This is a genomic window from Streptomyces griseus, from assembly GCF_900460065.1.
Lineage (GTDB): Bacteria > Actinomycetota > Actinomycetes > Streptomycetales > Streptomycetaceae > Streptomyces > Streptomyces griseus.
The window spans coordinates 1-20,169 of record NZ_UAVD01000018.1 but is presented as its reverse complement, the minus strand read 5'-3'; the positions used below and the strand labels follow the sequence as shown (position 1 = coordinate 20,169).

6 protein-coding genes are annotated in these 20,169 nt (G+C 74.8%); 1 reads left to right on the top strand and 5 read right to left on the bottom strand.

Annotation, left to right across the window (positions count from 1 at the left end; translation table 11 throughout):
* Positions 1 to 47 precede the first annotated feature (47 nt).
* Both DTB53_RS08535 and DTB53_RS08530 read right to left on the bottom strand, forming a co-directional pair.
* Complete coding sequence (locus DTB53_RS08535) at positions 48 to 9,461, bottom strand: type I polyketide synthase (protein WP_012381700.1); 9,414 nt, start codon at positions 9,459 to 9,461, stop codon at positions 48 to 50.
* 327 nt (positions 9,462 to 9,788) lie between these two features.
* Positions 9,789 to 10,502: a TetR family transcriptional regulator gene (locus DTB53_RS08530; protein ID WP_003970398.1), complete on the bottom strand. Its 714-nt coding sequence runs from the start codon at positions 10,500 to 10,502 to the stop codon at positions 9,789 to 9,791.
* A gap of 74 nt (positions 10,503 to 10,576) precedes the next feature.
* Here DTB53_RS08530 and DTB53_RS08525 point away from each other — a divergent pair, with 74 nt between their 5' ends.
* The gene (locus DTB53_RS08525) at positions 10,577 to 12,745 is read left to right on the top strand and encodes an MMPL family transporter (RefSeq protein WP_003970397.1); all 2,169 of its coding nucleotides are present in this window, start codon (positions 10,577 to 10,579) and stop codon (positions 12,743 to 12,745) included.
* Between the two features lie 223 nt (positions 12,746 to 12,968).
* Here DTB53_RS08525 and DTB53_RS08520 read toward each other — a convergent pair whose 3' ends face one another.
* The 3 genes from DTB53_RS08520 to DTB53_RS08510 form a co-directional block, all read right to left on the bottom strand.
* Positions 12,969 to 13,208, bottom strand: a complete 240-nt coding sequence (locus DTB53_RS08520) for a DUF5988 family protein (protein ID WP_003970395.1) — start codon at positions 13,206 to 13,208, stop codon at positions 12,969 to 12,971.
* An 83-nt stretch (positions 13,209 to 13,291) separates the two neighbouring features.
* Positions 13,292 to 14,068 carry a thioesterase II family protein gene (locus DTB53_RS08515; RefSeq protein ID WP_003970394.1) on the bottom strand — a complete coding sequence of 259 codons (777 nt, stop codon included), beginning with the start codon at positions 14,066 to 14,068 and terminating at the stop codon, positions 13,292 to 13,294.
* 196 nt (positions 14,069 to 14,264) lie between these two features.
* Positions 14,265 to 20,169: type I polyketide synthase (locus DTB53_RS08510; RefSeq protein ID WP_112416007.1), on the bottom strand; the 5,905-nt coding region annotated here is incomplete at its 5' end.

Genomic DNA, 20,169 nt, shown 5'->3' with positions numbered 1-20,169 from the left:
CGCACGACCGCGGGTTCGTACGGCCGCGGGCCCGGGCGGCGGCGCCCTCACTCCATCTCCAGCTCCTTGTCGATCAGCGCGAACATCTCGTCGTCGGTCGCGGCGGCGAGGTCGCTCTGTCCCGCGGAGTTCAGCAGGTCCTCGACGCCGCCGACCTCCGTGAGGAGCCGGCTCAGCTCCTCGGCCACGGCCGTCCTCTCCTCGTCGGTGATGCCGGCGACCGCCGTGCGCAGGCGGCCGATGTCGGCGAGGACGGTCGTGGCGGCCCCGTCGGTGTCCTGCTCCGGCACCAGCTCGGTGTGCAGCCGGTCGGCGAGCTGCGCGGGGGTGGGGTGGCGGAAGACGACGGTGCTCGGCAGCCGCAGTCCGGTGGCGGCGTTGATCCGGTTCCGCAGCTCCACCGCGGTGAGCGAGTCGAATCCGACCTCCCGGAACGGCCGTTCGTCCTCCACATCGTGGGCCCCGGAGAGCCGCAGGACGGTCGCCGTCTGGTTGCGGACGAGCTCCAGCAGGGTGTGCCGGCGCTCGGCGGGGGCGGCGTCCGCGAGACGCCGCGCGAGGGTCGCGTCGTCGCTCTCGACGCCCGGGGCGGGTGCGGTGGCGCGGCGGCGTCCGGTGCCGGCCAGGGTGCGCAGCACGGCCGGCAGGGTGGCGGGGCTCTGCTCCCGCAGGACCGCGTGGTCGAGGCGGGTCGCGACCACACCGGGCTCGTCCACGGCGAGGGCCGCGTCGAACAGGGCCAGTCCGTCGGCGGAGGCGAGGGGGGCCGTTCCGGTGCGGGCGAGCCGCCCGATGTCCTGCCCGTCCAGGTGCCCGGTCATGCCGCTGGACTGCTCCCACAGCCCCCAGGCGACCGACACCGCCGCACGCCCCTGCCGCCTGCGGCGGACGGCGAGGGCGTCCAGGGCCGCGTTGGCGGCGGCGTAGTTGGCCTGCCCCGCGGTGCCCAGCACCCCGGCGACGGAGGAGAAGAGGACGAACGCGTCGAGGTCGATGCCCTCGGTCAGCTCGTCGAGCAGTTCGGCGGACCGGACCTTGGCCCGCAGGACCCGTTCCACCTGCGCGGGCGTCATGCCCTCCACGGTGGCGTCGTCCAGGAGACCCGCCGTGTGCACGACCGCGCCGAGCGGCCGGTCGGCGGGGATGCCGGCGAGCAGGGCGGCGAGCGCGTCGCGGTCGGCGGCGTCGCAGCCGACGACGGTGGCGTGGGCGCCGAGTCCGCGCAGGTCGTCGACGAGCTCGCCGGCCCCTTCGGCTTCGGGTCCGCGCCTGCTGGTGAGGAGCAGGTGGCGCACGCCGTGCCGGGTGACGAGGTGCCGGGCGAGGAGCCTGCCCAGGGTCCCGGTGCCGCCGGTGACCAGGACGGTCCGCTCGGCGTCCCAGGTGTGCGGGAGGGTGAGCACGATCTTGCCGAGGTGGGTGGCGGCGCGGAGGGTGGCGAATGCCTCGGGGGCGTGCCGGATGTCCCGGCTGCTGCTGAGCGGCGGGGTCAGGTCGCCGTCGGCGAGGGGGGCGGCCAGCCGGTCGAGGCCGTCGCGGATCCGGTCGGGTGCTTCGGCCAGCAGGTCGAAGTAGAGGTAGTCGACGCCCGGGTGGTCGGCGGCGACCGTGCCGGGGTCGCGGATGTCGGTCTTGCCCATCTCGACGAACCGGCCGCCGCGCGGCAGGAGGTCGAGGGAGGCGTCGGTGAACTCGCCGCTGAGGGTGTTCATGACGACGTCCAGGCCGGCGCCGCCGGTGGCGTCCAGGAACCGTTCGCGGAAGCCGAGGTCGCGGCTGGAGGCGATGTGGTCGTCGTCGAGGCCGAGCCGGCGCAGGAGGGCGTGTTTGCCCGGGCTGGCGGTGGCGAAGACCTCGGCGCCGGCGCGGCGAGCCAACTGGAGGGCGGCGAGGCCCAGTCCGCCGGTGGCGGTGTGGACCAGCACGCGGTCGCCGGGCCCGAGGCCCGCGCCCTCGACGAGGCCGAGTTCGGCGGTGAGGAAGGCGACGGGGACGGATGCGGCCTGGCGCAGGGTCCAGCCGTCGGGGACGCGTACGAGGGTGCGGGCGTCGGCCACGGCGACGGGGGCCATGGCCTGCGGGAGCAGGCCCATGACCCGGTCGCCGACGGCGAGGCGGGTGACGCCCGGTCCGGTCTCCGCGACGACCCCGGCGCCTTCCACTCCGACGCCCTCCAGCCCGGGCACCATGCCGAGGGAGACGACGACGTCCCGGAAGTTGAGCCCCGCCGCGGCCATCCTCACCCGCACCTCGCCGGGTGCCAGGGTGCGGGCGGCGGCCGGTGAGGGGAGCAGGGCGAGCCGGTCGAGGCCGCCGGTGTCGGTGACGTCCAGCCGCCAGGGCCCTTCGGCGGGCGGGGCGAGGACGCCGTCGGCGCCGACGCGGGCGAGCCGCGGCACGGTCGGGCCGCCCGCGCCGGACCGGATCTCCGGTTCGTCGCCGGATGCGGCGGAGGCGGCGTCCGCGTCGGACGCGTCGGCGGGCAGGTGGACGAGGACGAAGCGGCCGGGGTGCTCGGTCCTGGCGGAGCGGACGAGACCGGCGACGGCGGCCTCGGCCGGGGTGTCGCCGCGGACGGCGAGGACGAGCCGGGAGCGGGCGCACCGTTCGTCGGCGAGCCACCGCTGGACCGTCCGCAGCGCGTGGTTGACGGCGTCGGCCACGTCGGGCCCGGTCTGGACCCGGGCGACGACGGTCGGCGGGACGGGGTCGGGCAGTTCGTCGCCGTACGCACACCACTCGCCGGGCGGGGCGGCGGCGGGTGCGGGGGTGGGCGCGGGCGTCCAGGTGACGCGGTACAGCCCTTCCGGGAGGGCGTCGGCGGGGCCGGGTGCGACGGGCGCCTCGCGGAGCACCAGGGCTTCGACCCCGACGAGCGGCTGGCCGCTCGCGTCGGCGACGGTGACCGCGACGGTGTCGGACCCGGGCTCGGCCGGGACGACGCGGACGCGGGCCGCGGTGGCGCCGGTGGCGTGCAGTTCGACGCCGGACCAGGCGAAGGGCAGGGCCGGCCGGGCCGCGTCGGTGTCGAGGCGGTCCAGCAGCGCGGCGTGCAGGCAGGCGTCCAGGAGGGCCGGGTGGATGCCGTAGCCGGCCGTCTCGGGATGCCGGTCGGCGGGCAGGGCGACTTCCGCGTAGACGGTGCGGCCCTGGCGCCAGGCGGCGGTGAGCCCGCGGAACGCCGGACCGTACGCGTAGCCGAGGGAGGCGAGTTCGCCGTACAGCTTCTCCAGGGCGACCGGTTCGGAGCCCGGGGGCGGCCAGTTGGTGAGGCCCGGGTCGGGCGCCTGGGCGGCGGCCCGGGCGGGGGCGAGGGTGCCGGTGGCGTGGCGGGTCCAGGGGGAGTCGGGCGCGCTGCCCGCCGGGCGGGTGTGCACGGTGAAGGGGCGGGAGCCGGTGCCCTCCTCCGCTTCGCGGACGGAGATCTGGAGGCGTACCGCGGACCCGTCGCCGGGCAGGGGCAGCGGGGCCTGGAGCGTGAGGTCCTCCAGGCGGGCGCAGCCGACCTGTTCACCGGCGCGCAGCAGCAGTTCGACGAAGGCGGTGCCGGGCAGCAGGACCTCGCCGGCGACGGCGTGATCCGGGATCCAGGGCGTGGTGGAGCGGGAGAGGAGTCCGGTCAGCAGGGCGCCGTCGCCGTCGGCGAGGCGTTCCACGGTCGCGGCGAGCGGGTGGTCGGCGACGGTGGGGCGCGCTGTGGCGCCGTCGAGCCAGTGGTGCCGGTGCTGGAAGGCGTAGGTGGGCAGGTCCACGACGTTCGCGCCGGGAAAGGCGGGCGCCCAGTCGATGTCCGTGCCGTGGACGTGCGCTTCGGCGAGCGAGGTGAGGAAGCGCCGGGGCCCGCCGTCGTCGCGGCGCAGGGAGCCGACGGCCGAGAGGGAGCCGTCGGCGGTCTCCTCCACGGCCATGGTGAGCACGGGGTGCGGGCTCATCTCCACGAACAGGCTGTGGCCTTCGGCGGCGAGTCCTTCGACGGCGGTGGTGAACTCGACGGTCCTGCGCAGGTTGCGCACCCAGTAGGCGGCGTCGAGCTCCGTGGTGCGAAGGGCCTCCCCGGTGACGGTCGAGTGGAACGGTACGTCGCCGGGGCGCGGCCGGACGGGGGCCAGCACCTCCAGGAGCTCGTCGCGCACCGAGTCGACGTGCGAGGAGTGGGAGGCGTAGTCGACCGCGATGCGGCGGACCCGGACGTCCTCGGGTTCGAGCAGCGCCAGGAGGCGGTCGAGGGCGGCGGGGTCGCCGGAGACGACCGTGGACCGGGGCCCGTTGACGGCGGCGACCTCCAGCCCCTCCCCCACTTCGGCGAGGCGCGCCCGTACGGTGTCGGCGGGCAGCCCCACGGACGCCATGCCACCGCGCCCGGCGAGGCTGCGGCGGATGATCCTGCTGCGTTCGGCGACGACGCGGGCGCCGTCCTCCAGGGAGAGCGCACCGGCGACGACGGCCGCGGCTATCTCACCCTGCGAGTGGCCGACCACCGCGGCCGGGGTGACGCCGAACGACTGCCAGAGGCGGGCCAGCGACACCATCACCGCCCAGGTCGCGGGTTGCAGCACGTCCACGCGGGACAGGTCTCCGGCGAGTTCGGCCCGCAGGTCCCAGTCCGTGTAGGGCGCGAGCGCCCGGGCGCAGGCGCCGAGCGACGCGTCGAAGACGGGGAACGCGGCGGCCAGTTCCCGTCCCATGCCGGACCACTGGGCGCCCTGTCCGGGGAAGACGAAGACGGGTCCGGCGGCGGGGGAACCGACGGTCCCGGTGACCGTGGTGCCGGCCGGTGTGCCGTCGGCGAGCGCGGCGAGGGCGGGCAGCAGTTCGTCCGGGCCGTCGCCGATCAGGACGGCGCGGTGGTCGAGGGCGGCCCGGGTGGTGGCGAGGGAGAACCCGATGTCGGCCGGGTGGGGGGCGTCGTCGGCGCCGAGGCTGGTGTGCAGGCGCCGGGCCTGGGCGGCGAGCGCCGGGGCGGTGCGGGCGGAGAGGCTCCAGGCGACGGGGGCGTCGGTGCGTCGCCGGGCGGGGCCGTCGTCCGGTCCCGGCGGGGCCTCTTCCAGGATGACGTGGGCGTTGGTGCCGCTGATCCCGAAGGACGACACGGCGGCGCGGCGGGGGCGGCCGCGCTCGGGCCAGGCCATGGCCTCGGTCAGCAGGGACACGGCGCCCGCGTCCCAGTCGATGTACGGGGACGGCTCGTCGGCGTGGAGCGTCTTCGGGAGGGTGCGGTGGCGCAGGGCCATGACGGTCTTGATGACGCCGCCGACGCCCGCTGCTGCCTGGGCGTGGCCGATGTTGGACTTGAGGGAGCCGAGCCGCAGGGGGTGCTCGGGGTCGCGGTCGCTGCCGTACGTGGCGAGCAGCGCCTGGGCCTCGATGGGGTCGCCGAGCCGGGTGCCGGTGCCGTGCGCCTCGACGGCGTCCACGTCGTCCGGGGCGAGTCCCGCCCCGCGCAACGCCTGCCGGATCACCTGCTGCTGGGCGTCGCCGTTGGGCGCGGTGAGGCCGTTGCTGGCACCGTCCTGGTTGACGGCGGAGCCACGGAGCACGGCGAGGACCCGGTGCCCGTTGCGGCGGGCGTCCGCGAGCCGTTCGAGGACGACGACACCGACGCCCTCGGCCCATCCGGTGCCGTCGGCCCCGGAGCCGAACGCCTTGCAGCGGCCGTCGGGCGACAGCCCGCGCTGCCGGCTGAACTCCAGGAACATGCCGGGGTGCGGCATGACGGTGACCCCGCCGGCGAGGGCGAGGGAGCAGTCGCCCTGGCGGAGCGCCTGGGCGGCCAGGTGGAGGGCGACGAGTGAGGAGGAGCAGGCGGTGTCCACGGTGACGGCGGGGCCGCGCAGGCCGAGACCGTAGGCCACGCGCCCGGAGAGGACGCTGCCCGCCGTGCCGGTGAGCATCTGGCCCTGGAAGTCCTGGGGTGCTTCGTGGAGGCGGGTGCCGTACTCCATGGCCATGGCGCCCGCGAAGACTCCGGTCGGGGTGCCGCGCAGGGCGGCCGGGAGGATTCCCGCGCGTTCGACGGCCTCCCAGGAGGTCTCCAGCAGGAGCCGCTGCTGCGGGTCCATCGTCCGGGCCTCGCGGGGCGAGATGCCGAAGAACGTGGCGTCGAAGTCGCCTGCCCCGTCGAGGAATCCGCCCTTGCGGACGTAGGAGGTGCCGGGGTGCTCGGGGTCCGGGTGGTACAGCGCGTCGAGGTCCCAGCCCCGGTCGGTGGGGAACGGGCCGATGGCGTCGCCGCCCTGGTCCACGAGGCGCCAGAGGTCCTCGGGCGAGGCGATCCCGCCGGGGAAACGGCAGGCCATGCCGACGACGGCGACCGCGTCGCCCTTCGCCCCCGGGGCGTCGGCGTCGCCGGGGCGCGTGCCCGGGGCCGTGGTGCCGAGGAGGTCCTGGTGGATCCGGTCGGCGAGGGCGTGCGGGGTGGGATGGGAGAACAGCACGCCGGAGGGGAGCGCGAGGCCGGTGGCGCGCGACAGGCTCTGCTGGAGCTCCAGGCTCATGTGGGAGTCGAACCCGGTGTCCTTGAAGGTCCGGTCGTTCTCGACGTGTGTGGCGTCGGTGTGGCCGAGGACGACGGCGGCGTGGCGGCGCACGAGGTCCAGCAGGGCGCGGCGCTGTTGCTGGGGCGTCCGCCCGGCGAGGGTGGTGGCGGACGTGCGGGTGGGGGTGACGTCGGGGTCGGGCGCGGTCTCCGCGAGCGGGCCGGGGGCGGGGGGCGCGGTGGTGGGCGCGGTGGTGCCGGCTGTCGGGAGCCAGTGGCTCTGCCGCTGGAAGGCGTAGGTCGGCAGGGGGTGGCGTCGGGCGCCCGGCCGATGGAACAGGGCGTCGGCCGCCACGGTCAGCCCGCTCGCCCACGCGGCTGCGACCCCGGCGAGGAAGCGGTCCCGGCCGCCGTCGTGCCGCTTCAGTGACCCGATCACGGCGGTGGCGCCGGAGTCCTGGATCCCCACGGCGAGGACGGGGTGGGCGCTGCACTCCACGAAGGCCGACAGCCCGTCGGCTATCAGCGCCCGCGTCGTCGCCTCGAACTCGACGGTCTGCCGCAGATTCCGCACCCAGTACGCGGCATCGAGCTGCTCGGTGTCCAGCAGACCACCGGTCACCGTCGAGTAGAACGGGACCGTCGCCGAACGCGGAACGATCGGGGCCAGGACGTCGAGGAGTTCCTCACGGATCGACTCCACGTGCGAGGAATGCGAGGCATAGTCCACCGCGATACGCCGGACCCGCACCTCCTCGCCTTCCAGGGCCGCCAGCAGCTCGTCCAGCGCAGTCGGCTCACCCGAAACGACCGTGGAGGAAGGCCCGTTGACGGCGGCGACCGCCAAGCGGTCACCGAAGCCCGCAACCCTCTCCCGTACCGTCTCGGCGGGCAGCGCGACCGAGGCCATACCCCCACGCCCCGCCAGACGCTCACCGATCACCCGACTGCGCTCAGCGACGATCCGGGCACCGTCCTCCAGGGAGAGCGCACCGGCGACGACGGCCGCGGCTATCTCACCCTGCGAATGACCCACCACCGCAGCCGGGGAAACACCGAACGACTCCCAGAGCCGGGCCAGGGAGACCATCACCGCCCACGACGCCGGCTGCACCACATCCACCCGGCCCAGACCACCCGCCAACTCCACCCGCAGATCCCGCCCCACAAACGGCGCAAGAGCCGCAGCACACTCCCGGAGAGCGTCATCGAACACCGGGAAGGCATCGGCGAGTTCCAACCCCATACGCGACCACTGCGCACCCTGCCCCGGAAACACGAAGACGGGGGACGGCGCGCCGGCCGGCGCGCCCATGACGAGGTCGGGGTCGGGCAGGTCCTCCGCCAGGGCGGTGACGGCGGCTGTGAGGCGGCCGAGGTCGTCGCCGCACGCGACGGCGCGGTGGCGGAAGGCGGTTCGGGTGGTGGCGAGGGAGTGGCCGACCTCCGCGGGTGCGGCGTCCGGGTGGCGCGCCAGGTGGTCGCGCAGACGTGCCGCCTGGGCGCGCAGGGCGGCCGGGCTGGTGGCGGAGAGCGGCCACAGCACGCGGTCGGCGGCGAGGGCGGGGCCGGGTTCGGCGGGTTCCGCGAGGGCGGGGCCTTCCACGACCACATGGCAGTTGGTGCCGCCGAGGCCGAAGGAGGACACCCCGGCCAACGGGGGGCGTCCGGTGCCGGGCCAGGGCGTCAGGTCCGTCTGAACGCGCAGGTTGAGCGCGTCGAGGGGGATGCGGGGGTTGGGGGTGGCGTGGTGCAGCGTCGGGGGAACCTGGCGGTGGCCCGCGCTCAGCAGGACCTTGAGCAGGCCGACGATGCCGGCCGCGCCTTCCAGGTGGCCGATGTTGGTCTTGACGCTGCCGACGGTGAGCGGGTCGCCGTCCGGTCGCCCCGTACCGAGGGCGGCGCCGAGGGCCGCGGCCTCGACCGGGTCGCCCACCGGCGTCCCGGTTCCGTGGAGTTCGACGTAGTGCAGGTCGGCGGGGACGGTGCCGGCCCGCCGGTGGGCGAGGCGGAGAACGTCCTCCTGGGTCTCGCGGCGTGGCACGCCGAGCGCGTCGCCGCCGCCGTCGTTGTTGACGGCGCTGCCGCGGATGACGCCGAGGACCCGGTCCCCGTCGGCGCGGGCCAGGTCGAGCGGCTTGAGGACGAGGACGGCGCCGCCCTCTCCGCGCACGTAGCCGTCGGCACGCTCGTCGAAGGTGTGGCAGCGGCCGGTGGGAGAGAGACCGCCCATGCGCTGCGAGGCGGCGGTGGAGCCGGGTCCGGCGATCAGGTTGACGCCGCCCACGAGCGCGGTGGTGGCCTCGTTCTTCCTGAGCAGTTCGCACGCGAGGTGCACGGCGACGAGCGAGGACGACTGCCCGGTGTCGACGGTGAGGCTGGGGCCGGTCAGCCCGAGGGTGTGGGAGAGGCGGTTGGCCAGCATCGCCCGCCGGGTCCCGGTGAACGAGTGGTGGGTAAGGGCGTCGGGGCCTCCCCCGTGGGTGAGTTCGGCGTAGTCGTCCCAGATCGCTGCGGCCAGCACGGCCGTCCGGCTGCCGCGCAGGCCCGCGGGGAGGGTGCCCGCGTTCTCCAGGGCCTCCCAGCCGAGTTCGAGGAGCAGTCGCTGCTGGGGGTCGGTGGCGGCGGCCTCACGGGGGGAGATGCCGAAGAACTCCGCGTCGAAGGTGTCGATGCGGTCGAGGTAGCCGGCGACCGCGGGGGCGCCCTCGGTTCGGCGGCCGGCGGGGAGTTCGCGTACGGCGTCGCGGCCGGTGCGGAGCAGTTCCCAGAAGGCGTCGGGGCCGTCGGCACCGGGCAGGCGGCAGGCCACGCCGATCACGGCGACGGGCGCGTCGTGCTCGTGCGGTACGGGCGGGGGCGTGGCGGTCGACGTCTCGGGGGCCGGCGCTTCGGGGGCCGATGCCCTGAGAGCCGACGTCCCTGAAGCCGATGTCCCCGGAGTGGCCCCGAGGGTCGGGGCCACTGCCGTCGACGCCTCGGGCATCGCCGCCTGCGGCGCCGGTGCCCCGGCCGTCGGCTCCCCGGGCCCCGGGGCGGGTCGGTCCGCCGTGGTCCGCGGGCCGGATCCGTGCGCCGTCGACTCGTCGTTCCTCATGCCTTCAGCCCCCGCTGACCAGGTGGTTCCGTTGGTGGTGCGGCTTTCTGACGCCGTACGGCACCCTTCGGGCACCGCTCGTCATTGTGTGCGGGTACCTGCGGCACGGCCCCCGTGGTCTCCCCCGGCCACACCCCCAGACTTTTCCGGGGGTCTTCGGCGCCCTCGCCCCCGGGGTGGGGACGCCGCAGGTCTCCGGGGCGGTCCGGCGGCGCGTCAGACGGCCGGCCGGCCCGGGGCGGGGTGAGCGGCACCGAGCGTGCCGATGCCCCGCAGGGCCACGGCGGCAGCGGTGCCGATCGCGTGGAGGAGCTCCTCAGAGGCCGGGTCGTCCGGCAGCACGGTGAGCGCGGTGTTGACGAGCGCCCCGACGAGGGCCCCGACCGCGGCAGCCGCTTCCGCCGGGGTGATCTCGTCCGGGAAGGTGCGCCGCAGGGCGTCGGTGAGTGCGCGCTGGGCGCCGGTGATACGGCGCATGGCACCCGCCTGGAGCGCGGGTGTGGAGAGCACCAGCCGGATGCGCCGGGAGGCGAGCTCGCCGGAGAGGTCCTGTCCGGCGGCCCCGCTGTCGACCGTGTCCCGCAGGGCGCGCAGCAGCGCGTCGGCCGGTCCCTCGCCGGTTCGGCGCTCCGTCACGCGCCGTACGGCGTCATCGATCCGCACGCCGGACTCGGCGAACAGGATGTCCTCCTTGCTGGGGAAGTACGCGAAGAAGGTGCGGGTGGAGACCTCGGCCGCGGCGGCGATCTCGGCGACCGTCGTCTCGTCGTACCCCTTGGCGTACATGAGTTCCACCGCGGCGGCGATCAGCGTGGCACGTGTCCGCTGTTTCTTGCGTTCGCGCAGTCCGGGGGCGGGCACCTGCTCTCCGGAGCTCGTGGTGTGCGGCGAGGTCGCGTGCGGAGCGATGGTGGCGGGGATGTCTGTCATGGGCACATTTTATCTACAGCTGCCGCATATTCGCACGCGTTGAAAAATTGCATTGAGTGCGATTTGATGGACGCATGGAACGCTTACTGGAACGGCTCGGTGCGCTCTGCGCCCGGCGCCCGTGGCGCACGATCTCCGCCTGGCTGCTGATGGCCGCGGCCCTGCTGGTCGTCGGACAGGCAGCCGGCAGCACCTTCGTCAACGATTTCCGGGTGCCGAACGCCGAGTCTCAGGAAGCCACCGACGTGGCTCGTGAGCACTTCCCCGACTACGGCGTGGTCAACGCCCAGGTCGTCTGGAAGGCGTCCGGGGGCAAACTGGAGGACCCGGCGAACACCGCGGCCGTCAAGGGGATGCTCGCGGACATCCGGGAACAGCCCGACGTGGCGGGCGTGGACGATCCCTTCCCCAGTCCCGACGGGGAAGCCGCCATGGTCAACGTGGACTACGACAAGGAGCTGGGCGAACTCGACGCCTCGCACTACGAGCGGCTGCGGGAGGCCGCCGAGCCGGCCCAGAAGGCCGGTCTCACCGTGGAGTTCCGCGGCATGGTGGTGGACCTCGGCACCGAACCGTCCACCAGCGGCGCCGAGATCATCGGCGTGGGCACGGCGCTCATCGTCCTGATCGTGGCCTTCGGCTCGGTCGTCGCCGCCGGTCTGCCGCTCGCGGTGGCGCTCATCGGCATCGTCGCCGGCACCGCGCTGGTGCTGCTGGTCGGCCTCGTGATGGACATCCCGACCTCGGCGCCGATCGTGGCGGTGATGCTCGGCCTGGGCGCGGGCATCGACTACGCCCTCTTCGTGCTCAGCCGCTTCCGGGTCGAACTGGCCCACGGGCACCCACCGGTGAAGGCCGCCGGGCATGCCACGGCGGCGGCGGGACACGCCGTGGTGTTCGCCGGCGGGACCGTCGTCGTCGCCATCCTCGGCCTGATGTTCGCCGGCATCCCCTTCGTCGGCGCCATGGGTATCGCGGGGGCCCTGACGGTGGGCGTGATGGTCGTCGCCGCGGTGACGCTGCTCCCGGCACTCCTCGGTCTGCTCGGCCACCGGGTGGACGCCCTCCCCGTGCCGCGGCTGCGCAAGCGCGGCACGCCCCGGCCCGATCCCGACGACGAGAACACCCTGACGTACCGCTGGGGCAGTCATGTGCATCGGCACCGGGTGCAGTACGCGGTGGGCTCCACCGCCGTCCTGCTGCTGCTGACGATCCCCGTGCTGAGTCTGCGCCTCGGAACGCCCGACGACGGCATCCAGCCGGCCGAACTCACCCAGCGCAAGGCGTACGACCTGGTGGCCGAGCACTACGGGCCGGGCTGGAACGCCCCGTTGGTCATCACGGTCGACGGCGCCGACGAGGCCGGACTCGGGCGGCTCAAGGAGGCGCTGGAGTCGGACAAGGAGGCGGAGATCGTCATGCCGCCCGCGCCGAGCGAGGACGGCGAGGCCGCCGTGGTGACCGTGATCCCGCGTCACGCACCGCAGGACGAGCAGGTCAGCGAGCTGGTGCACCGGATCCGCGACGACCTCGCCCCCCAGGCGCTCGGCCCGACCGGCGGCACGGCGATGGTCGGCGGCGCGACCGCCGTGGTCATCGACATGGCGGACGTGGTGGGCGAACGTCTGCCGTGGGTGATCCTCGCGGTGGTCGGCGCGGGCATGCTGCTGTTGTACGGCATGTTCCGGGCGCCGCTGATCGCGCTCAAGGCCGCGGTGATGACGCTGCTGTCGATCGGCGTGTCGTTCGGGGTCATCATCGCGATGTTCCAGTGGGGCTGGGGCCTTGACCTGCTGGGCCTGGACAAGACGGTGCCCATCATGTCGGCCGTGCCGATGCTGCTGTTCGCGGTCCTGTTCGGACTCTCCATGGACTACGAGGTGTTCCTGCTGTCCGCCGTCCGGGAGGCGTACGACCGTGACGGGAACGCGCAGCGGGCCGTGGTGCGCGGCATCGGTTCGACAGCCCGGGTGATCACCACGGCGGCCATCATCATGGCGGTGGTCTTCCTCAGCTTCGTCTCGGTACCGGAGACGCTGATCCAGATGATCGGCATCGGACTGGCGACAGCCGTGATCATGGATGCGACCGTGATCCGGATGGTGCTGGTACCGGCCGTGATGAGCCTGATGGGCGACCGGGCGTGGTGGCGGCCGGGGATGAAGCGGACCGGGAAGGCGCGGCAGCCGGAGAGCGTCGAGAAGGCGGAGGAGCCGGAACCGGCGACGGCCCGCGAGAGCTGACGGGACGCCCGCCGCGACGGCGGTGACACGCGGGGAGGGGCCGAGCCCGATGGGCTCGGCCCCTCCTGACGTCACAGCGGACGCGGGTTCACACGGCGCGGATTCGCGCGGTCCGGGCTCAGCGGGTCCCGGTCCATCCGTTCCCGGTCCACCCGGTCCCGGCCGATCCGGTCCCGGTGCGCTCCGTTCCCGTGCGCTCCGTTCCCGTGCGCTCCGTGGCCGTTCACTCGGCGACGTAGGTGCGACGCGACCACTCGAACACCCTCAGCCGCACCCCCTCCTGCTCCACGGTCTCGGCCGTCGGGAGGAAGTGCTCGTACGCATTGCCGAAGAGAACCTTCAGGTTCCCCTCGACGTCGGTCGCGTAGCGGGTGCGCTGCTCGTCCGGCAGCCAGGCCGGACCGCCGCGCAGGACGATGTTGGGCGCGTGCGCGGGCAGGACCTCGGGCTGGGCTGAACTCATACGGCATCACTCTCCGTCTCGGATGGTGGGGATGTGTGGGGGTGGGTCGGGGCGCGCCCGGCGGGTGCCGGCCGCGCGGCGGGTCAGCGCGGTTCCGCGCCGAACGCCGTCAGACAGGCGCTCACGGCCGCGCCGACGGCGGGCCACTGGTCCCCGAGGTAGAAGTGGCCGCCGGGGAAGGTGCGCAGCGTGAAGGCACCGGTGGTGTGATGTGACCAGGCGCGGGCGTGGTCCGCGTCGACCCGCGGGTCGGCGTCGCCGACCATCACGGTGACGGGGCAGCCCAGTTCGCGCCCGGGGACATGGCGATACGTCTCGACGGCCGTGTAGTCGGCGCGCAGGGACGGCAGGATCATCTCGCGGACCTCCGCGTCGTCCAGCAGGCTCGCGGCGGTGCCACTCAGCGCCCGCACCTCCGCGACCAGGCCGGAGTCGTCCCGCAGGTGGACGGTCTCCTCGACCAGTACGCCGGGGGCGCGGCGCCCCGAAGCGATCAGCCCGAGCGGTCCCGCCCCGGTCTCCTGCTCCAGCCGACGGGCCACTTCGTAGGCGATCACCGCGCCCATGCTGTGCCCGAAGAAGACGTACGGCTGGTCGGTCCATTCCTCCAGTTCCTTGCGGACGCCGTCCACGAGGACGGCGAGATCGGCGGGCGGGACCTCGGCCCGGCGTTCCTGGCGGCCCGGATACTGCACGCCGAGGACCTCGGCCGTGGACCCGAGCGCCCGGTGCAGCGGGTGGTAGAACGAGGCCGACCCACCGGCGTGCGGGAAGCAGATCAGACGGACTCCGGGCGGGGTGGCCGAGGCGGGGGCGAACCTGCGGATCCACAGGTCCGTGTGCGTGTCGGTGGACGGCATGGTCGGTGGTGCCTCCTGGTTGTGGTGCGTGTCGTGCGTGTCGTGCGCCTTGTGCGTGTCGTGCGCCTTGTGCGTCGTGCGTGGTGGCTGTCGTCGTGCGTCGTGCGTTGCGTGTTGACGTCGTGCGGTGTGCGCCCTCGCCGGTGCCCGCCGGCTTCGGCACCCGCGGGCACCGGCGAGGGCGCAGGGGGGAGGGTCAGCCGGCCGCGGTTCCGCCGGCCTCGGTTGCGCCGACGGCTCCGGCGGCGGCTCCGGCCGTGAAGAGGTGCACCGGGGTGCGCAGCCAGTAGCCGGAGCGCTGGAACGCGTAGGTCGGCAGGTCGGCCAGCCGGTGTGCGGCCTCGCCGCAGACCCGGTCCCAGGCGACGGCGGCACCGTGTGTGTGCAGCCGGGCGAGGGCGGCCGGCAGGGCGTCCGCCGTACCGTCTCCGGTGACGGGCAGCGCGACACGGTCCCGCGCCGGCTCCGGCGACGGGGCGCCACCGAGGTCGAGGACCACGGCCCCGGCGGGTGCCGCACCGCTGCCGCCGTCCCAGGCGGCGGCCCAGTAGGCGGCCGAACCCGGTTCCACGCCCTCGGTGTCGACCGGCGGCAGTGCGGCCCCGGACGGCGGCGGTGTCAGTGCCGCGACGGCGGCCTCCAGGTGCTCGCCCGTAGCGAGGGCGAGCACGAGCGGTGCCGCCTCGGCCTCGTCCAGGGCCCCGGCTGCGACGGCCGCGGCCACCGCCCCCGGGCCCTGCCCGCCGGTGGCCACCGGTCGTACGCCCCAGGAGGACAGCTGCCGGAACAGGGCGAGCCCGAACGCGTAGGACGCGGCGTGCGCGGTCGCCGGTGCGACCGCACCGGTCCCGGCCGTCCCGGGCGTCGCGGGTGCGTCGGCCCCGGGCTCGGGACTGTCGGCCGCACCGGGGCTTTCGGCCCTTTCGGCCAGCAACAGGTCGAGCGGCGACTGCTCCAGCAGCGGTTCGAGCCGGGCGCAGAGCGCGTCGAGCGCGTCGGCGAACGCGGGCAGGGCGGCATGGAGCCGGCGTGCCGCCCCCGGGGGCACGGGTGCGCCGCCGAAGGTGACGGCGACCGGCCGGTCGCCGGTGGCCGGCGTTCCGAGGACCACGGAGTCGCCCTCCTGTCCCCGTTCCACGGCGGCCAGTCCTTCGATGAGCGCGTCCCGGTCGGCTGCGAGGACGACGGCCCGGTCGGTGAAGGCCGAGCGGCCCACCGCCTGGGTCCACGCCACGTCGGCGACGTCGGTGCCGGGCCGGGCGGTGAGGTGCGTGCGCAGCCGGGCGGCCTGCTCGCGCAGCGCTTCCGCCCCGCGCGCCGACAGCACGACCGGTGCCACGGGCAGGCCGCCCGTGCGGCTGCCCCGCGCGGCGGGCTCGGCGTCGTCGGCGGCGGGCTGTTCGAGCAGGACGTGGACCTTGGTGCCACTGGCACCGAAGGACGACACTCCGGCGCGGCGGGGCCGGCCGGTCTCCGGCCACGGGGCGCTCTTCTGCACCAGCCGCACTCCCCCGGTCTCCCAGTCGACGTGGCTGCTCGGCTCGTCCGAGTGCAGGGACCGGGGCAGGCTGCCGTGCGTCAGGGACAGCACCGTCTTGATGACGCCGATGACGCCGGAGGCGGCCTGCGGGTGGCCGATGTTGGACTTGACCGTGCCGAGCCAGAGCGGCTGCGCCGGGTCGCGGTCCTGTCCGTAGACCGCCATGAGGGCCTGCGCCTCGATCGGGTCGCCGAGGGCGGTCCCGGTGCCGTGTCCTTCGACCACGTCCACATCGGCGGGCGTGAGTCCCGCGTTGGCGAGGGCCTGCCGGATGACCCGCTGCTGGGAGGGGCCGTTGGGCGCGCCCATGCCGTTGCCGGTGCCGTTGTGGTTGACGGCGCTGCCCCGGATCACGGCCAGCACGCGGTGGCCCCGGGCCCGGGCGGTCGACAGGCGCTCGACCAGCAGCATGCCGGCGCCTTCGCCCCAGCCGGTGCCGTCGGCGCCTTCGGCGTACGACTTGCAACGTCCGTCGCTCGCCGCGCCGATGCCCATGCCCGGCGAGACGGCCGGGTTGGCGAGCACGGACGCCCCGCCCGCGAGCGCCTGTTCGCACTCGCCGCTGCGTACCGACTGGCAGGCGAGGTGCAGGGCGAGCGCGGAGGAGGAGCAGCCGGTGTCGAGGGTGAGCACCGGCCCTTCGAGGCCGAGCGCGTAGGCGATCCGTCCGGCGGCGAGCGCCGGGGAGATGCCGCCGCTCAGATACGGCCGGGTCGCCTCGGGGACCTCCTGCATGCCCGTCCAGTAGCCCTGCGAGAAGGTGCCCAGGAAGACGCCGACGGGCGCACCGCGCAGGGAGCCCGGCGCGGTGCCGGACCGCTCCAGGGCCTCCCAGGCCAGTTCCAGCAGCAGCCGGTGCTGCGGGTCCATGGCGAGGGCCTCGTCGTCGCCGATGCCGAAGAACGACGCATCGAACCGGGACGCCTCCCGCAGGAAGCCGCCCTGTCGCACGTACTGCATGCCGGGTACGTCGATCCCTGCCGTGACCAGGGCCTCGACGTCCCAGCCCCGGTCGTCGGGGAGCCCGCCGACCGCTTCGCGCTCCTCCACGACCAGCTGCCACAGGTCCTCGGGCGTGTCGACGCCGCCGGGCAGTCGGCAGCCCATGCCGACGACGACCACCGGGTCGCTCGCGTCGGCTTCCGCCCCGGAAGCGGGGGCGGGCGCGGCGACGTCGGGCCCGCCGTCGGTGCCGGTGGTCTCGTCACCGAGGAGTGTGCCGCGCAGGTGAGCTGCCAGGTCGCGGGGCGTGGGGTGGTCGAAGACCACCGTGGCGGGGAGGGTGACCCCCGTCGCCGCCCCGAGCCGGTTGCGCAGTTCGACGGAGGTGAGCGAGTCGAACCCCAGCTCGCGGAAGGGGCGTTCGGCGTCCAGGACGTCGGGCGACGCGTGGCCGAGGACGGCGGCGGCGTGCGTGCGCACCAGGTCGACCAGCGCCCGTTCGCGTTCCGCCCGGGGCAGTGCGGCCAGGTCGCGCGCCGCGGGGAGTCCGCCCCCGGTGTCGTCGGCGGCGGGTTCGTTGCGCGCGGACCGCAGCAGACGCCGTACGTCCTCCAACTCCCGCAGGAACGGACGGGTCCGGCTTTCCGCGCCGTGGGCCGCGCCGGCGGCGATGCGGTCCCATTCGATCAGTGCGAGCGCCACCACGGTCTCGTCGTGGTCGAGGACGTGCTGGAGGGCGCGCAGCGCGGTGTGCGGCTCGATCTCCGAGCCGCCGCGGCGGCGGAGCTGCGCCTCGGCGGTGCCGGAGGCGATGCCGCCGCCGGACCAGTGCCCCCAGGCGACGGAGGTGGCGGGCAGGCCCTGCGAGCGCCGGGCGCGGGCCAGCGCGTCCAGGTAGGCGTTGCCGGGTGCGTAGTTGCCCTGCCCGGCCACACCGAAGGTGCCGGCGAAGGACGAGAAGAGGACGAACGCCGTCAGCTCGGCATCGCGGGTCAGCTCGTCGAGGTGGTGCGCGCCCCGTGCCTTGACGTGCAGGACACGGTCGAGCTGGGCGGGCGTCAGGGCGTCGACGATCGCGTCGTCCAGCACGGCGGCCGTGTGCACGACCGCCCGCAGGGGCAGGTCGTCGGGCACGCTGTCGAGCACGCGGGCGAGAGCGTCGCGGTCGGCGACGTCGCAGGCGACGAGGGTGACCCTGGCGCCCAGGCCGGTGAGTTCGCGCTCCAGTTCGGCAGCGCCGGGTGCGTCCGGTCCGCGCCCGCTGAGCAGCAGGAGGTGCGGCGCGCCCTGGGTGGCGAAGTGGCGGGCGACGTGCCCTCCGAGCGCGCCGGTGCCCCCGGTGATGAGCGCGGTGCCCTCGGGCCGCCAGGCACGAGGCTCCCGGCCGTCGCCCCAGGGCGCCCGGACCAGCCGGTGGGCGAGGACCCCCGACCGGCGGACCGCGACCTGGTCCTCGTCGTCCGTCCCGCCCAGTACGGCGGCGAGCCGGGCGAGCGCCCGTGCGTCCGGGTGTTCGGGCAGGTCGACGAGTCCGCCCCAGCGGTGCGGGTTCTCCTCGGCGACGACCCGGCCGAGCCCCCAGACCTGGGCCTGGGAGGGGCTGGTGAGCGGATCGGACGGGGCGGTGGAGACCGCGCCGCGGGTCGCGCACCACAGGGGCGCGTCGATCCCGGCGTCGCCGAGCGCCTGCACCAGGGTGAGGGTTCCGGCCAGCCCGGCGGGGGTCGAGGGGAGGCCGGGCAGCGGGTCCTCGGCGAGCGCCAGCAGCGACAGCACTCCGACGACGTCCGTGACCCCCGCCCGGGCCGCGGAGAGCAGCGCCGCGTGCTCCGCGCGCTCGGCGCCCGGGTGGAGGGCGACGCGGAGCGTGGCGGCCCCGGCGTCGCGCACGGCCGTCTCGACGGTGTCGGCCCAGACGCCGGCGGGGTCCGAGGGCGATGCGGGGACGACGAGCAGCCAGGTGCCCGAGAGCACGGCCTCCGACGTGGCGACGGGCCGCCAGGCGGTCTTGTAGCGCCAGGAGTCGATCACGGACTCCTCACGGCTGCGCCGCCGCCAGGACGCGAGGGCGGGGAGGAGGGCGCTCAGACCGTCGCCGTCGAGGTCGAGCCCGAGGGAGGTGGAGATCGAGGCGGCGTCCTCCCGTTCGACGGCCTCCCAGAACCCGGCCTCGGCCGCGTCGACGGGCTCGGCTTCGGGAGCGTCGGACTCTGCCGCTTCCAGCCAGTAGCGGGTTCCCCTGAAGGGGTAGGTGGGCAGCTCGGCGGGTTCCGCGCCGCCGAGGAGCGGCGTCCAGTCGATGGGCAGTCCGGCGACGAAGGCCTCGGCTAGCGACGTGACGAAGCGGTGCGCTCCACCGTCGTCGCGCCGGAGGGAACCGACGGCTCCGGTGGCGCCGGATTCCTGGATCCCCACGGCGAGGACGGGGTGGGCGCTGCACTCGACGAAGGCGGACAGCCCGTCGGCTATCAGCGCCCGCGTCGTGGCCTCGAACTCGACGGTCTGCCGGAGGTTCCGCACCCAGTACGCGGCGTCGAGCTGCTCGGTGTCCAGCAGACCACCGGTCACCGTCGAGTAGAACGGGACCGTCGACGAACGCGGAACGATCGGGGCAAGAACGTTGAGGAGTTCCTCACGGATCGACTCCACGTGCGAGGAATGCGACGCGTAGTCCACCGCGATACGCCGGACGCGTACCTCCTCGCCTTCCAGAGCTGCCAGCAGCTCGTCCAGCGCAGTCGGCTCACCCGAAACGACTGTGGAGGAGGGCCCGTTGACGGCGGCGACCGCGAGGCGCTCGCCGAAGCCCGCAACCCGCTCGCGTACCGTCTCGGCGGGCAGCGCGACCGACGCCATACCCCCACGCCCCGCCAGACGCTCACCGATCACCCGACTGCGCTCAGCGACGATCCGGGCGCCGTCCTCCAACGACAACGCACCCGCCACCACAGCCGCGGCTATCTCACCCTGCGAATGACCCACCACCGCAGCCGGGGAAACACCGAACGACTCCCACAACCGGGCCAGGGAGACCATCACCGCCCAGGACGCGGGCTGCACCACATCGACCCGGCCCAGACCACCCGCCAACTCCACCCGCAGATCCCACCCCACGAACGGTGCAAGAGCCGCAGCACACTCCCGCAACGATGTATCGAACACCGGGAAGGCATCAGCGAGTTCCAACCCCATACGGGCCCACTGCGCACCCTGCCCGGGGAACACGAACACCGCCTTCCCCGGGCCGTTCGGCGTACCTGTGACGACCGCCGCGTGCGGCTCACCCGCAGCGACCGAAGCCAGACCCGACAACAGAGCCGACCGATCGGCCCCCACCACCACCGCGCGCTGGTCGAGGAAGGTTCGGTGGGAGGCGAGCGTGGCAGCCGTAGCGGCCGTCGTGAGTTCCGGGCGGCGCTCCACGTGGGCCCGCAGCCGGTCGGCCACGGTACGGAGCTGCTGCGGGTCCGGCGCCGAGACGATCCACGGCAGCACGGAGGACGGGGGGCCCGCCGGGTGTTCGGGATCCGGCAGGCTCGGGGCCTGTTCGAGGATCACATGGGCGTTGGTGCCGCTGACGCCGAAGGAGGAGACGGCCGCACGCCGGGACTCCCCCGTC

Excerpts from the sequence above, each read along its gene's own strand:
- DTB53_RS08535 (WP_012381700.1), bottom strand. The coding sequence starts at position 9,461 with ATGCCCGAGGCGTCGACGGCAGTGGCCCCGACCCTCGGGGCCACTCCG.
- DTB53_RS08525 (WP_003970397.1), top strand. The coding sequence starts at position 10,577 with ATGGAACGCTTACTGGAACGGCTCGGTGCGCTCTGCGCCCGGCGCCCG.
- DTB53_RS08530 (WP_003970398.1), bottom strand. The coding sequence starts at position 10,502 with ATGACAGACATCCCCGCCACCATCGCTCCGCACGCGACCTCGCCGCAC.
- DTB53_RS08520 (WP_003970395.1), bottom strand. The coding sequence starts at position 13,208 with ATGAGTTCAGCCCAGCCCGAGGTCCTGCCCGCGCACGCGCCCAACATC.
- DTB53_RS08515 (WP_003970394.1), bottom strand. The coding sequence starts at position 14,068 with ATGCCGTCCACCGACACGCACACGGACCTGTGGATCCGCAGGTTCGCC.